At 57.5% G+C, this 14,372-nt stretch carries 12 protein-coding genes; 6 read left to right on the forward strand and 6 right to left on the reverse strand.

Features of this window, described 5'->3' with window-relative positions:
• Positions 1–6: 6 nt before the first annotated feature.
• Positions 7–1,446 (reverse strand): aldehyde dehydrogenase family protein, encoded by a 1,440-nt coding sequence (locus tag M8006_RS14520; RefSeq protein WP_250083416.1) that lies wholly within the window; start codon positions 1,444–1,446, stop codon positions 7–9.
• Positions 1,447–1,553: 107 nt separating this feature from the next.
• Here M8006_RS14520 and M8006_RS14525 point away from each other — a divergent pair, with 107 nt between their 5' ends.
• Positions 1,554–2,447, forward strand: coding sequence for a LysR family transcriptional regulator (locus M8006_RS14525; protein WP_250083418.1), 894 nt, complete (start codon positions 1,554–1,556; stop codon positions 2,445–2,447).
• A 222-nt stretch (positions 2,448–2,669) separates the two neighbouring features.
• Here M8006_RS14525 and exaC read toward each other — a convergent pair whose 3' ends face one another.
• A complete protein-coding gene (gene exaC / locus M8006_RS14530; protein ID WP_250083420.1) occupies positions 2,670–4,190 on the reverse strand; it encodes an acetaldehyde dehydrogenase ExaC in 1,521 nt (506 codons plus the stop codon).
• 120 nt (positions 4,191–4,310) lie between these two features.
• On the opposite strand from exaC, the gene M8006_RS14535 reads away from it, so the two are divergent.
• Positions 4,311–5,015, forward strand: coding sequence for a response regulator (locus M8006_RS14535; protein ID WP_250083422.1), 705 nt, complete (start codon positions 4,311–4,313; stop codon positions 5,013–5,015).
• Between the two features lie 19 nt (positions 5,016–5,034).
• On the opposite strand, the gene M8006_RS14540 is transcribed toward M8006_RS14535, so the two are convergent.
• Together M8006_RS14540 and nosP are read right to left on the reverse strand one after the other, a co-directional pair.
• Entirely contained in the window at positions 5,035–6,417 is a 1,383-nt protein-coding gene (locus M8006_RS14540; RefSeq protein WP_430886836.1) for an ATP-binding response regulator, read from the reverse strand.
• Positions 6,398–7,549 carry a nitric oxide-sensing protein NosP gene (nosP, locus tag M8006_RS14545; RefSeq protein WP_250083455.1) on the reverse strand — a complete coding sequence of 384 codons (1,152 nt, stop codon included), beginning with the start codon at positions 7,547–7,549 and terminating at the stop codon, positions 6,398–6,400. The genes M8006_RS14540 and nosP overlap by 20 nt, the downstream gene beginning before the upstream one ends.
• A 306-nt stretch (positions 7,550–7,855) precedes the next feature.
• On the opposite strand from nosP, the gene M8006_RS14550 reads away from it, so the two are divergent.
• Positions 7,856–9,136 carry an META domain-containing protein gene (locus M8006_RS14550; RefSeq protein WP_250083424.1) on the forward strand — a complete coding sequence of 427 codons (1,281 nt, stop codon included), beginning with the start codon at positions 7,856–7,858 and terminating at the stop codon, positions 9,134–9,136.
• Between the two features lie 79 nt (positions 9,137–9,215).
• Positions 9,216–10,310 (forward strand): calcium:cation antiporter, encoded by a 1,095-nt coding sequence (locus tag M8006_RS14555; RefSeq protein ID WP_250083426.1) that lies wholly within the window; start codon positions 9,216–9,218, stop codon positions 10,308–10,310.
• Positions 10,311–10,359: 49 nt separating this feature from the next.
• Here M8006_RS14555 and M8006_RS14560 read toward each other — a convergent pair whose 3' ends face one another.
• The gene (locus M8006_RS14560; protein WP_250083428.1) at positions 10,360–11,115 is read right to left on the reverse strand and encodes a hypothetical protein; all 756 of its coding nucleotides are present in this window, start codon (positions 11,113–11,115) and stop codon (positions 10,360–10,362) included.
• An 8-nt stretch (positions 11,116–11,123) separates the two neighbouring features.
• Positions 11,124–12,548, reverse strand: a complete 1,425-nt coding sequence (locus M8006_RS14565; RefSeq protein ID WP_250083429.1) for a metal-dependent hydrolase family protein — start codon at positions 12,546–12,548, stop codon at positions 11,124–11,126.
• A gap of 112 nt (positions 12,549–12,660) precedes the next feature.
• On the opposite strand from M8006_RS14565, the gene M8006_RS14570 reads away from it, so the two are divergent.
• Together M8006_RS14570 and M8006_RS14575 are read left to right on the forward strand one after the other, a co-directional pair.
• A complete protein-coding gene (locus M8006_RS14570) occupies positions 12,661–13,410 on the forward strand; it encodes an IS5 family transposase (protein WP_250080573.1) in 750 nt (249 codons plus the stop codon).
• A gap of 344 nt (positions 13,411–13,754) precedes the next feature.
• Positions 13,755–14,333: an antibiotic biosynthesis monooxygenase gene (locus tag M8006_RS14575; RefSeq protein ID WP_250083431.1), complete on the forward strand. Its 579-nt coding sequence runs from the start codon at positions 13,755–13,757 to the stop codon at positions 14,331–14,333.
• Positions 14,334–14,372: the final 39 nt, after the last annotated feature.

A 14,372-nucleotide genomic window follows, 5' to 3' on the forward strand; every position in this document is an offset into this window, starting at 1 on the left:
GGCTCCTTACGCTTTGACGTAGCAAGTTTTCACCACGGTATAGAACTCACGCGCATAGCGCCCTTGTTCACGCGGACCGAAGCTAGAGTTCTTGCGGCCACCAAACGGCACGTGATAATCGGTGCCAGCGGTGGCTAGGTTGACCATCACACAGCCCGTTTCGGCCTCGGCCTTAAAGCGGGTGGCCAATGCCAAAGAATTGGTGATGATGCCGGCTGTCAGGCCAAACTGAGTCGCGTTGAGGGTGGCAATCGCCTCGTCCATATCCGCCACCTTGATAACGCAGGCAATGGGGCCGAAGACTTCTTCCCGGTTGATGGCCATATCATTGGTGGTCTCGGTGAACAGCGTCGGCGTCATGAAATAGCCTTCACTCGCGCAGGTTACCCGCTCGCCGCCGAAGACCAGCTTGCCACCGTCGATCTTGCCGCGCTCAATCCAGGCCAGGTTGGATTCAAGTTGGCGGGCATCGGCGACCGGGCCAATTTGTACGCCCTCTTCCAGCGCAGGGCCAACCTTGGCGTTTGCCAGCCGCGCGGTCAGCTTGTCGACAAAGGCGTCGTGGACAGCCTGATGGACAATCAGTCGCGAAGACGCGGTGCATTTCTGTCCGGTACCGGAATACGCGCCATTGAAAGCGGCTTCCACGGCCAAATCGAGATCCGCGTCTTCGGCGATAATCAGCGCGTTCTTGGAGCCCATCTCAAGCTGACACTTAACCAGATTACCCGCAGTAGCTGCGGCAACACGGCGCCCGACTTCCAGCGAGCCGGTAAACGACAGCGCATTGATGACCGGGCTTATGATCAACGCTTCACCAACACGGCCGCCACTGCCCATCAGCAGGTTGAAAGTACCCGCCGGCAACGCCTGGCGACTAATGATCTCAGACAACGCCCAAGCGCTGGCAGGCACTAAATTAGCGGGTTTGAAAATCACGGCATTGCCAAAAGCAAGCGCTGGCGCAATCTTCCATACCGCCGTTGCCATCGGGAAGTTCCACGGGCTGATAATACCGACGACACCCACCGGCTCGCGGCGAGTCTCCACTTCAACACCTGGGCGTACCGAATCCACCCGCTCATCGATCTGACGCAACACTTCAGCGGCGTAATAGTGGAAAAATTGTGCCGAGCGGCCCACCTCGCCCATGCCTTCCGCCAACGGTTTACCCTCTTCCCGTGATAACAAGCGACCGAGTTCGTCTTTGCGTGCCATCAACTCATCGCCAATGGCCATTAACACGCTATAGCGCTGTTCTAAGCCACTTTTGGCCCAGGCTTGCTGGCCCACACGTGCCGCGTTAATGGCGCTTTCAACCTGCGCCGCGCTGGCCTGAGCGTAGTCGCCGATTACATCGGAAAGGTCGGAAGGGTTCGTATTGGTGATTTGGCTTTCACCGTCAACCCATTGGCCGTTGATATAGAGCGAGTGTAGCGATGACATAATGACCTCCTTTGCCGTTATTGACGACATGCTAGGGGAGGTACGAAGATAAGGATAATCAATAATTCAGATAATATGATCAGAAAAAATTACCACATGAGCTAAGCATGCTACCTGACCTGAAATTAGCACCGTTGCGCTACATATTGGCTATCATTGATGAAGGCGGCTTTCACGCGGCGGCGAAGCAGTTACACCGTAGCCAGCCCGCTATTTCGATGGCGGTGCGGGATTTAGAAGAGCGCCTTGGCCAGCCACTTTTCGAAAAAGGCAACGGCAAAGCGTTGCTGACGCCGTTCGGCCACTGGTGCGAACCGCGCTTTCGTGAACTGGTGGCACATCACGACCGCGTGTGCCGTGATGCGATGGCCATGACCCGCCAGCAACGAGGTCGCGTGGATATTGCTGCGGTACCATCGGTTGCCAGCCGCCTGATGCCTACGCTATTGGCTGGCTTTTTGGCCTCTTATCCCGGCATCGATATCAGCCTTCAAGACGGCCACTCCGAACGGGTCAACGAGATGGTACTCAAAGGCGAAGTTGAGTTGGGTATTACCAGTCTATGGCTACCCGATGACACACTGAGCTTTACGGCCCTTTTGCATGATGATATGGGGATCGTATGCCGCGATGACCATCCACTCGCCAAGAAAGACACGCTGCATTGGCATGAATTAAAGCCTTACTCATTGATTTGCAACGGTACTTCGCGACTTTTAGAAGGGTCTCAGGCGGCGGAGCTGCTCACGCACAGCATGCTTTACATCTCTAACATGATTTCCCTCACCGCCATGCTAGAAGCCGGCGTGGGGATCACCACGCTGCCTCGTTTGGCGTTTCCGGAAGAGCATAGACGCCTATGTTTTATACCGCTCACGACCCCCTATCTGGAGCGCCGTATCGGCCTTCTTAAACGCGCTGAGCAAAGCCTCTCGCCAGCGGCAGAAGCAATGTGGGCATACTTACTTCGACAGCTAAGTGAAAGAGATACTGGCGCCTAGAATCTCACTCCGGCCTGGAAACGCCGCACGTAAAAACACATATCTGCATGCAGTACCTGATTTTATTTCACTACAAGCTTCATCAACCTTCACTCGCTTAGGCACACCCAATAAAAAACCCCGCCCTTTCGAGGCGAGGTTTGTACGTGGAAATACCCACAAACCGTATACGTTTAGTTTAGTTTAGGCCTGAGCGGGTCAAATGGCTTAAAGAAATTGCCCTTAAAAAAAGCCGAGCGGATTGATGTCGTAGCTGACTAGCAGGTTCTTGGTCTGCTGGTAGTGCTCAAGCGCCATTTTGTGAGTTTCGCGACCCACGCCGGACTTCTTGTAGCCACCGAACGCCGCATGCGCCGGGTACTGGTGGTAGCAGTTGGTCCAGACACGCCCTGCTTGAATGCCACGTCCCATACGGAAGGCCACATTCATGTCACGGCTCCACACCCCGGCCCCCAGGCCGAACTCGGTATCATTGGCAATCGCCAAGGCTTCTTCTTCGTCCTTGAACGTGGTGACCGCTACGACCGGGCCGAAGATTTCTTCCTGAAAGACGCGCATCTTATTGTTGCCCTTGAGCAACGTCGGCTGGATGTAGTAACCGTTATTGATCGAGTCGTCCAAGGTTTCCTTATCACCGCCAGCAAGGAACTCGGCGCCCTCTTCGCGGGCGATATCCATGTAGGACATGATTTTGTCGTACTGTTCTTGGGAGGCTTGAGCGCCCACTTGGACATCGGTATCCAGCGGATTGCCGCGCTTAATGCTCTGGGTGCGCTCGATCACCTTGGCCATGAAGTCGTCGTACATTGACTCCTGAATCAGCGCCCGCGAGGGACAGGTACACACTTCACCTTGGTTGAAAAACGCCAGTACTAGGCCTTCAACCGCCTTGTCGATAAATTGTGGCTCGGCATTCATGATGTCGGCGAAATAAATGTTGGGTGATTTGCCACCCAGCTCAACGGTAGAGGGTATGATGTTCTCGGCGGCGCATTTGAGAATGTGCGAGCCCACCGGGGTGGAACCGGTAAAAGCGATCTTGGCGATACGCTTGCTGGTGGCCAGCGCCTGCCCAGCTTCAGCACCATAGCCGTTGACGATATTGAGCACGCCGGCGGGCAGAAGATCACCGACCAGCTCCATCAGTTTGAGGATCGACGCCGGGGTCTGCTCGGCGGGCTTGAGTATCACGCAGTTACCGGCGGCAAGCGCAGGCGCGAGTTTCCATACCGCCATCAGTATCGGGAAGTTCCAGGGAATAATCTGGCCAACCACGCCCAGCGGCTCGTGAAAATGGTAGGCCACGGTATTGGCATCGATATCCGCCGCCGTCCCTTCCTGAGCGCGGATGCAACCGGCAAAATAACGAAAATGGTCGACCGCCAGGGGCAAATCAGCATTGAGGGTTTCGCGAACCGCCTTGCCGTTGTCCCAGGTTTCCGCCACGGCGAGCATTTCCAGGTTTTGCTCCATGCGATCAGCGATTCTGAGCAGAATATTGCTGCGCTCCCCGGCGGCGGTTTTGCCCCAGGCAGGTGCCGCTTGATGGGCGGCGTCCAGTGCTTTATCGATATCTTCGGCGCTGGAACGGGGGATCTCACAAAACACCTCGCCGTTGACGGGGCTGATATTATCAAAATACTGGCCTTTTACCGGCGCGACGAATTCGCCGCCGATATAATTACCGTAACGCTTTTCGAACGAGACGACAGAACCAGATTGTCCGGGATTGGCATAGATCATGGTAACACTCCTGAGTATTATCATTATTGGTTGAGGTGCTAAACCAGTGTTGGCTAGATAAGCGTGCGGTGACATACCTCAACAGGAGGAAATGCCCTCATTCCTTGGTAGGAGATAAGCATGTATACCCTGATGGTGGCGGATGACCATCCCCTGTTTCGAGATGCGATAAGCGCGGTGTTAACCACTGGGTTGCCCGGTAGTCGCTTGCTGGAAGCCGCGAGTCTTACCCAGGCATTGGCGCTCGCTGAAGAAAACCAGGAGCTGGATTTGCTGCTTCTGGATCTTGGCCTTCCTGATGCCGAAGGTTTGAGCGGCTTACACACCCTTCGCCAGCGGTTTCCCAGTTTGGCCGTGGCCATCGTTTCCGCTCAGCAAGAGCGCCGACTGGTGCTGGATGCCATCACCATAGGGGCCGTGGGATACATTTCAAAATCAACGCCACGCCAGGAACTGCTCGCGGCAATCGGTCAAATACTCGAAGGCCAGGTCTATTTGCCCCCGGATATCATGCGCCAACCACCCGAGACACCACCCGAGCCGAGTGTACCGACACCCAATACCGTGTCACGACAACGTTTGGCCTGCCTTACCGCCAAGCAGCTGGATGTCCTCAGTTGCATGACGACCGGTGTCTCCAACAAGTTGATTGCACGTGAATTGAACATTGCCGAGACCACCGTCAAGACACATGTCTCCGCTATCTTGCGTAAACTCGACGCCGCCAGCCGAGTTCAGGCGATTGTCATGGCGGCCGAAGCGGATCTCAACGGCTACCTCCGACAGCGCCGCCAAGATGAAAGCAGCCGTCAAACCCCAGGGTAGAATAACGCCGAGACAAGCGCTAAGTGGCCCGCTTTTCCAATAGGCTCGTTAGCAGCATACGTAGCCGCAAGGGTTTCAATGGTTTAAGCAGGCTGCTCATGTTCAGCTCCCGCGCATGGCGTTTAAGCTCGGCATCATGGTTTGCCGTGATCACCACCACTGGCAAGGCGGGATAACATCGCCTCAGACGCAAGGCAAGCGCCACCCCATCCTCTCCCGCATCACCCAGATGATAGTCCACCAATAGCACAGCCGGTTCTTCACCATCACTCGCCGCTTCCAATGCGCTTAGCGAAGCAGCCGTTCGCACACGACACCCCCAGCCTCTCAGTAGCGCTTGCATCCCTTCGAGAATCGCCGGATCGTCATCGATCACCCAGACCACCGCCCCCTGCAACGGCCCTTGCCCAGCCTGAGCGGCATCCACGGTGAGTTCCGACGAATGCTGGGCAAGCTGGCCGTAAGGCACCTTAATCGAAAAAATCGCCCCTCGCCCCGGGAGCGATTTCAATAAGACCGAGTGATCGAGGATTGTGCTGATGCGATCCACGATCGCTAACCCCAAGCCTAGCCCGCGGCTATGCGATTCATGGCTCGGTTGAGCGCGGCGAAACTCCAGAAAAATCGCTTCTTGCTGAAGCTCAGGAATGCCAGGGCCGGTATCTCCCACCATGATGTCAAGCCCATCAGCCCGCCGCCGACACCCCAACAGCAGGTGGCCCTGCTCGGTATAACGCACGGCATTACTGAGGAAGTTGCGAATCACCCTAGCCAGCAAAGTAAAGTCAGAAGCCACCACCACGCTGGAAGGAACATAGTTCAACGCCAGGCCGCGGACCCCCGCTACCTGGCGGTATTCCTCGGCCAAGGCATCGAGTAAGCCATTGATCTGAAAAGGCGCAATATCCGCCTTAAGAATTCCCGCGTCCAGGCGCGACATATCCACCAAGGTACCCAGCAACGCTTCGACATCCTTGAGCGAACGGCCGATATGCCCCACCAGCCGCGCTGAATCCTGGGGTAAACGGTGTTCTTCCAGGGCACTGGCAAATAACCTTGCCGCATTCAGCGGTTGCAAAAGGTCATGCGTGACCGCGGCAAGAAACTTGGTTTTGGAAAGGTTGGCAGCCTCGGCGTCCGCCTTGGCCTCGTGCAGCTGCGCATTGGCCTGGCCCAATTCATCCAGGGTGCGGTGCAAGGCTTCGGTACGCTCGCGCACTTGTTCCGCCAGCAATACGGCATGTTCGAAGGCGGCATAAGGCGCGCTGTTAGCGGCGCCTCCCGATTCCACCCGCTCCATCAATGCATGGCAAACACGTCGCAGCCGCCGGTTTTCCTCCGCCAATGCTCGCTCAGAAGGCGTCTTCGGCAGAATGTTAGGGCTATCGCGCAAGAGATCCAAAAGCCACTCCGGTAAAGGTTTGATTGACGTGCATGCCGTGATGCTGTTCGCCGTAGGTATTGAACCCCACCACGCGGGAGCGCTTCAACAATTGCGACGCCTGGCCCAGCTCTCCCAGCCCTTCCAGTTCCAGACGTCTCAAGAAGCAGTCACAGCCGATCACCAAGCTGGGTGTGCCTAACCGCTGATGCAGAGAAGCGAGCATGTGATGCAAGTCATGCAATAAGGGGGCGGGGCGCATGGCGGTGAGCACGATGCCATTTTCCACCGCACAGTAAAAACTCAAGCTAGCGTCCTCGTTAACCCGCTGAATGGAGCGAATGTAATGCTGGTCGCCCAGTTTTACCGCCATAGGGTGGCGAGCAAACACCTGCGGCCCTAGCGCCGCTTTGGGCACACCGACCATTTCCGCGTAAGCATCGGCGGCGGGCATGGCATTGAGCTCTAGCACGCATCGGCTTTCACGATCCGCATGCGTTACGACCAGTTTATGCTCACGCGGCAGTAAATGATGGGTGGAAAAAACCTCGAACGGTAAGGGCGTGTTGATCATTATCACCACAGCGGCGCGGGCGTAAAAATGCCCCTGTGCATACACATGGGTGTGCGCCAAGCGGTTATCGTCTCCCGCCGAGCCACCAAAACTGGGGATACGCCCCAAGGCGGCATCCAGGGTAGCCAATACCTGCTCTTCACTGCTGGAAAGACCGTCTAACAACGTCAGGGCGAAGCTATGCTCATTGATCGAGGCAAGTGACCGAGCGCGGCAATACTCCAGTAACTGGTCCACCAGACGTTGGGCACGCAAAAGATCGAAACGCTCCAAGTCCTCGACCAGGGCGTAATCCACCGCAAAATAGCGTCGATCAAAACCGATGGCGACCACGCATCCTCGATCGTAACCTTGCGGTGTAATTTCCCCGGCGGTGGTGCAGCCGCTGACCTTTATTCCGGAAAATGCAGTTTCCAGCGCACGCCCCAAGGCTTCAAGCGGATATTCGGCGCTACAGAAAAACAGCACAAAACCCAGCTCCTCATGTTTGAGGGCCTTGGCCAGCTCTTCAGCGGCACATTCCGGGTCGTGGCTACGGCTGGCCGCCGTACAAACCGGCGCAGTCGTCGCGGCTGACATTTCCAATAGGGGCTCCTGTCATAGACAACCAATGAACGCGAGATAGTCTCACACGGCCAGGCCCTTGGTAGAGTCGTCGGTACCAACCCACTCCTCAGTCCTCAATGCTCCCTGTTGCAACGGTTGTCACTATCCCATGAACCAACCAAGCGTCTACCATTATCTATGCGTTCCATAGCACAAGGCATCATTCACAACGGGTTGACGACAAACATACACCGGATAAAGTCATTTATTGTAACGTTAATTTATCAAGTTCAAGTTAGCGAGCCCCTTTATAAAAGCCAACCTATACACGGTACCCCGATGAAACCCATCTTATTGACTACGGCCATGTCACTTGCGCTTCTTGGATGCGCCACTGAGTCTGTGCGAAATACAGAAGACAACCCCATAAGCGTCTCGGGCAGTTTGATGTATCTCGAACGCATTGCCATGCCGCAGGAAACTCGTGCCATTGTCGAGCTTCAGGCGTTTACGCCTGATGGTTTCGGTGTTATCGCAAGCATGGAGGAAACTTTTGATAGCCAACAGATCCCGATCCCCTTTGATCTTGAAGCGACTTCATTCATTGGATCGCCCGCAGTATCCGAGTTGAGGGCCGGTCTGGTGCTGGATGGACGCATTATTCGGGCCAGCGAGCCTGTCACTGCGTTTCCCTCAACGGCCCCCGTAGATGTGGGTGAGCTATTACTCCGGTCGTTCGATGTAAGGGACTATGGTACTGCCATGGATTGCGGTGGTACTGAGGTGGTTTTCGATACAATCGGTGAGCACCTTGTGATGCAAGTTGGTGCGGAGACGTTTGCACTCCTTCAGGTGCCTGCTGCCTCTGGCGTGCGTTATGAGTCACCTGGTGACCCGAATACAGCACTCTTCAATAAGGGTGCCCAGGCCGAGGTCGTCGTGAGGGGCGAACCACTGCCTGAGTGTACGATCGATACAGCACCGACAGGCTCCATTCGTGCAACCGGTAATGAACCGCCCTGGATTGCGACCATTGAGGGCGACCAGCTGACACTGATCACAGAATATGGTGAAAGCACACAGACGGTACAGGTAGTGAATGCCCATCGAGGCGCTTCAGTGACGCGCTATCGGGCAGCAAGCGATGAACTCGCTGTGTCGCTGAACATTCGCAGCGAAGTGTGTAATGACAGCATGACTGGCATGCCGCATCCGTATTCCGCCGTGTTGGCCAGCCCGCAAGGCGTATTGCATGGCTGTGCGGGCCAACCAATTGATCTGCTTGCCGGACACACATGGGAAGTCACCTTGCTTGACGGCGAAGCACCCTTGAGCGAGCCCAGCATGACACTCCAGTTCCTCCCCGAGGACGGCATTGTAGCCGGAGCCTCCTCATGCAATCGCTTCAATGCCCCTTATACCCTGACCGGGGAGCGCCTGGAACTCTCGCACGCTGTAGGGACCATGATGCTCTGTCGTGAAGAAGTCATGGCTCAGGAGCAAGCGTTCAAGCGCGTCCTGTCCGGTATCGAGGGATTCGCCATCAATGCAGACGGCATGCTCGAGCTGCGGGGAAGCGAAGGTCAGTTGTTGGCTCGTCCATCTACAACTGAAAAATAATGTCACGAAAAAACCTGGCAAAAGCCAGCGCAACCATTTTTTCGGAGATACGATGATGTTCAAAGGAGGTACTAGCCGAATGAGCACAGCACGGAAACATTTCCCCACCCCACTTTGGTCAGCGCTGGTGCCGGTTTTCTCCCTAGCAGGCGCTACTTCCTTGATGGCTTTCTGGTCAGGACCTGTGCCTGGGCCACTCGTGCCACTTGCGGCCATACTACTCATTGCCACGGTCCTGGCAGCGGTGCATCACGCAGAAACGATTGCGCAGCGCCTGGGCGACCCATACGGTGCCATTCTTCTTGCACTTGCTGTAACGATCATCGAGGTCGCGCTCATTGTCTCAGTACTGCTCAAGGCATCGGGGGGAACCAATGAAATCGCTCGTGATACCGTCTTTGCGGCCATCATGATCGTATTAAACGGCATCGTCGGGTTGTGCCTTTTGGTGGGAGGACTCCGTTTCCGCGAGCAGGAATTTATTGCGCGAGGCGCCGTCGGGGCACTTGCCGTGTTGGCCACGATCTCCGTACTTGCCCTGGTGTTGCCGAATTACACGGTTGCGGTGCCGGGTCCCGTTTACGCCACACCGCAATTAGTGTTCGTGGCGATCGTGTCGTTCGCTCTTTACGGCCTATTCCTGTTCGTGCAGATGGTGCGCCATCGCGGAGACTTCAGCGATCCGCGCCTGGAAGAACTGGCGGATCACACACCGGGGCGGCGAGAGATGGGAACCGCACTCATACTATTACCGGTCGCGCTCGTGACAGTAGTACTGCTAGCCGAAACCCTGGCCCCATCCGTCGAAAATGCGGTGTCGCGAGCCGGTTTGCCCGCCGCCCTTGTCGGGGTGGTGATCGCCATGACGGTCCTTCTGCCCGAAGGTCTCGACGCACTGCGTGCCGCACGCGCCAACCGCATTCAAAGTAGTCTCAATATGGCGCTAGGCTCGGCAATGGCCAGTATCTGCCTGACCATTCCCTCCGTCGCTGTCCTATCGATTATATTGGGGCAACCGCTGGCATTAGGTCTGGAGCCGGAACACATCGTACTGTTGCTATTATCACTTTTTGTGGCAACCCTTTCGTTAGCCATGGGGCGCACGACGATCCTGCAGGGTGGTCTCCACCTGGTGATTTTTGGCGCTTTCCTGACGCTAGCCACGATGCCCTGAGTACCCTGTCGGCGTCACCGCAGTTCCCTAAATGCGGACCAGGCGCCGATCAGAAGCGCCAGGTTACCCCCAGTAACGGGCCGTTCATCGACACGTCAAGGCGGGACCCTGCCTCGTCGCGGTCCACCGCCAGGTGGCGATAGCCAGCGGAAAGATGAAATGCCTCGCTCACCGCATAGTTGGCGGTGGCGACCAACTGCAAAGTGCTGTCGGCCCCGACGCCGAAGCCACCGATATCGGCGTGCAGAATCGTGGACCATTCTGAGGTCAAACGGGAGCGCAGCCGCGCGGCCAGAATCGGGTCGACCCAGCGCTCTGTTTTACTGGCACCGACCCCCAGGGCTGGCACAGCCACTTCCGCTTCGATCCGCCAGGCCCTGGCCCCTGCCAGCAAGTCCAGGTGGTGGTCAGGCTGGCTGACCACCTGGTAGCCCGCCGCCGCCGTGAACGAGCGCTGACGCAGCTTGCCCTCGACCGTGACTCCGGGTGCCAGCACGCCCTCGTGGCTCAGCGATGCCCAGGTTAGATCGCCGAAAAGCACCCAGCGGTCGCGTCGGGCGCTGCCGGTCAGGAAAAGGGCACCGTCCACATCATCGAGGACATCGCCGAAAGTACGCGTGGCTCTAACCGGGGGGGCTCCCGCCTGGGGCCGGATATCACCCGACAGGCCAGCCATCCAAACATAGGGGGTGAGCTGGAAGCGCCAAGCATCGTCGGCAGCAGTGGCTTGGGATGCGTACCCCAGTGTCGCAATCCCCAAACTCAAGGCCCAAGTCAGAGCGAGCGGAAGTTGACTGATCTTCATGAGCGTCCTCACAGTCGATCCTTGTGGATGCGTCCTGACTTCATGATCAGGCGCATATGACGCGCCGGGTCGGCCAGGAAGTCGAGGTTTTGGCTGGGGTCGCCGTCGACCACCAAAAGGTCAGCCAGGGCCCCGGGCTCAATGCGCCCGAGCGTGCCGGGATAGGGATTGCGCGGGCCACTGAGCGAAAGCAGCTCGCCGTTGCGGCCGGTGGCCATGGCCAGCGCCGTCAACGGGTCGTAGAAGCGGGTCAACTTGGCGAGGTGACGCAGCTGGTTCGGGGTGTTCTGGGGGTTGAAAAGAATGTCAGTGCCCCAGGCCGTATTAACGTTAAAACGCTGTGCCATCTCATACGCGCGCACCGTGCCCTCGGCCACCTGGCGCTGAGACTCGCGGCGAGCCGCATCAGGATAGAGGTTTGAATCTTCGTCCTGTAAGAAGGGCTGCAAGCTCCACCAAGCGCCCTCCCCGGCCATCATTCGCACGCTCTCCTCGTCAGCTAGTTGGCCGTGTTCGATGGAGCGCACACCGGCCCGAAGGGCGCGCTGGATACCCCGTGGCGTATAGACGTGAACCATCACGTAGGTACCCCAGTCATCGGCAGCCTGGACGCCAGCGCGCAGCTCCCGCTCGGTAAACTGAGTGCTGTCCAGCGGGTCGTAGGTAGAAGCCACCCCGCCGCCGGCCATCAGCTTGACCTGGGAAGCGCCGAGCATCAGCTGTTCGCGGGTGCGCCTGAGCACCTCGGCCTCACCATCGGCAATCGCCGCCACCCCCTGACGCTCTTGCTCGGTCAACGGCGTAGTGGCTCCGCGGGGCACCTCGTGACGCATGCGAAAGTCGCCGTGCCCAGAAGTTTGGGAGATCATGGCGCCAGCGGGAAATATCCGCGGCCCGGCGACAATGCCCTCGTCGATGGCACGCTTCAGCGCGAAGGCCGGCCCGCCCACATCGCGCACCGAAGTCACCCCACGCATCAGGGTCCGTTCGGCCTCGCGAGCCGCTACCAGATGCACATAGCCCACATCGGCGGTCATCGCCGCCGCCTGAGTGATGGCGGCCAGGGTCGTGTGCCAGTGGGCATCGATCAACCCCGGCATCAGCACGCGGCCGCCGCAGTCGATCATCTCAGCGCCCTCGGGCTCGGCATCGCCGGGCAAAATAGCCTGGATGCGTCCCTCCATAACGCGCACCGCCACGTTATCGCGCAACGGCGCGCCACTGCCGTCGAACAATCGAAGGTTGGTTAATAGCAGCGGGCTATCCTGGCCCCGCGGTGAGGCACTCACCGTCTCGGGGCCGTGTAGACCAGCAAACAGCGCCATCATCCGTTCATGGAAATGCTGCAACAACGGCGTACCGCAGCAACAGACGCCGTGGGCGTGATAGTCCGAAGGAGTTAACGGCGATAAAGAACGCATGGCAGGCTGCATGGAGGAGATCCTGTGTCTTAGGGCGTGTTGACGTTTGATCGAAGATGATTTGGCAGGATAGGGGCAAGCTCGCAGAATAGAGGTTCTCACGCCAACAAACTGCGAGCTTGCGATGCCCCGACAAATGCTCACGGATGAACACTGGTCGAAGCTGAAACCTATCCTGCTTCAACAAGGTATCTATGACAAGGCCAACCTGCGCATCACTGTGGAAGGCATCCTTTACCGGATGCGCACTGGCTGCCAGTGGCGGGACCTGCCAGAGGCGTTTGGGTCCTGGAATACGGTCTACAAGCGCTTCAACGCCTGGTCATCGGCTGGAAAGCTGATGGCGGTTTTCAACATGCTGGTCGAGGATCCGGATGTCGAGTGGCTATTCATTGATGGCTCTTACGTCAAGGCGCACCAGGACAGTACAGGGGCTGCCACAGAAGAGTCAGAAGCCATTGGCAAAAGTCGTGCAGGCAACACCAGCAAAATTCATCTGGCCGTTGACGCTTATGGCCTTCCCAATTCCTTCAGGATAACGGGCGGTGAGGTACACGACAGCACAGAAGCCCAGGCATTGATTGACGACTTGCCGACGGGGGAGGCGCTAGTGGCTGACAAGGGCTATGACAGCGAGCGTATCCGTGAGCAGGTTGAGGCGAAAGGCATGGAGGCCGTGATTCCACGTAGGCGCAACTCGAAAAAGGGAAATGCCAGTCTGGACAGAGGTTTATATCGCTATCGGCATCTCGTCGAGAATGCCTTTGCCCGTTTAAAATCGTATCGCGCCATAGCGACGCGCTACGATAAACTGAAGCGAAACTACGAAAGCATGGTGGCTTTGGCGTGCGGTTTTTTATGGCTCCCAATGTGAAACGTCAACAGGCCCTAGGTAATTAACGCTTGAGTATTATCAATGGCAGTGTCGCAATCCCCTGATATAAATACGTATTGGCAATTTAATGAACCATTGCGCAATGTAACAATATGAAATTAGCTCAGAATACTACCCGACGCCACCCCTGCGGAACCACGTCCTTACCTCTTCGCGGCAGCCGCTGGCGCCCTCCCTTCTTGTCGATAATTTACCCGCGTAGCCGTCTAAACGAGATGAGTCTGACAGAATGGTATACTCACGGTTTCATTCATCACGAGGGCCTACCCGGCCTAAGTGGGAGTCGGTGCCTTACCCTGGCGCCATGAACGAGGAAATACACGATGTCCCCTGATCCTGTGACGCTGATGGTCGCGCGCCGCGTACCCCCCGGCCGCTACCATGATTTCACCGCTTGGTTGGAAGAGGGCCGCGAGCTGGCCAGCGATTTTGACGGTTACCTAGGCTCCGGCGTGCTAGACCCACCACCAGGCGATGACGAGTACCAGATTATCTTCCGCTTCCGCGACGCGCAGGCACTGGCTGCCTGGGAGCACTCGGCCTCGCGCCGGACCTGGCTTTCCCGTGGCGAGGGGCTCTATGTCGCGCCCCAAGAGCACCGCGCCATCGGGCTGGACGGTTGGTTTCAGGAGGCGACCGGCCGGACGCCACCGCGCTGGAAGCAGGCCATCGCGATTTGGTTGGCGTTCTTCCCGGTGTCGTTGGGCTTTCAGGTGCTGTTTGGCGGGCTACTTGCCGACCTACCGATTGTGCCCAAGGTGCTGCTCAGCACCCTGGCGCTGACGCCGGTGATGGTGTTCCTTTTCATCCCGCTTTCCATGCGTCTGCTGGGGCCTTGGTTGCGCGGAGAACAGTCCATCATAAAATGCCTGGCTCGAATACGGCACCAACACCGCGCATAAGACGTCGGTCAGTGGTAAGCAATAGCACCATCGTGTTCA

Origin of the sequence: Halomonas llamarensis (assembly GCF_023555005.1) — a bacterium.
In the GTDB taxonomy this organism is placed as follows: Bacteria; Pseudomonadota; Gammaproteobacteria; order Pseudomonadales; family Halomonadaceae; genus Vreelandella; species Vreelandella llamarensis.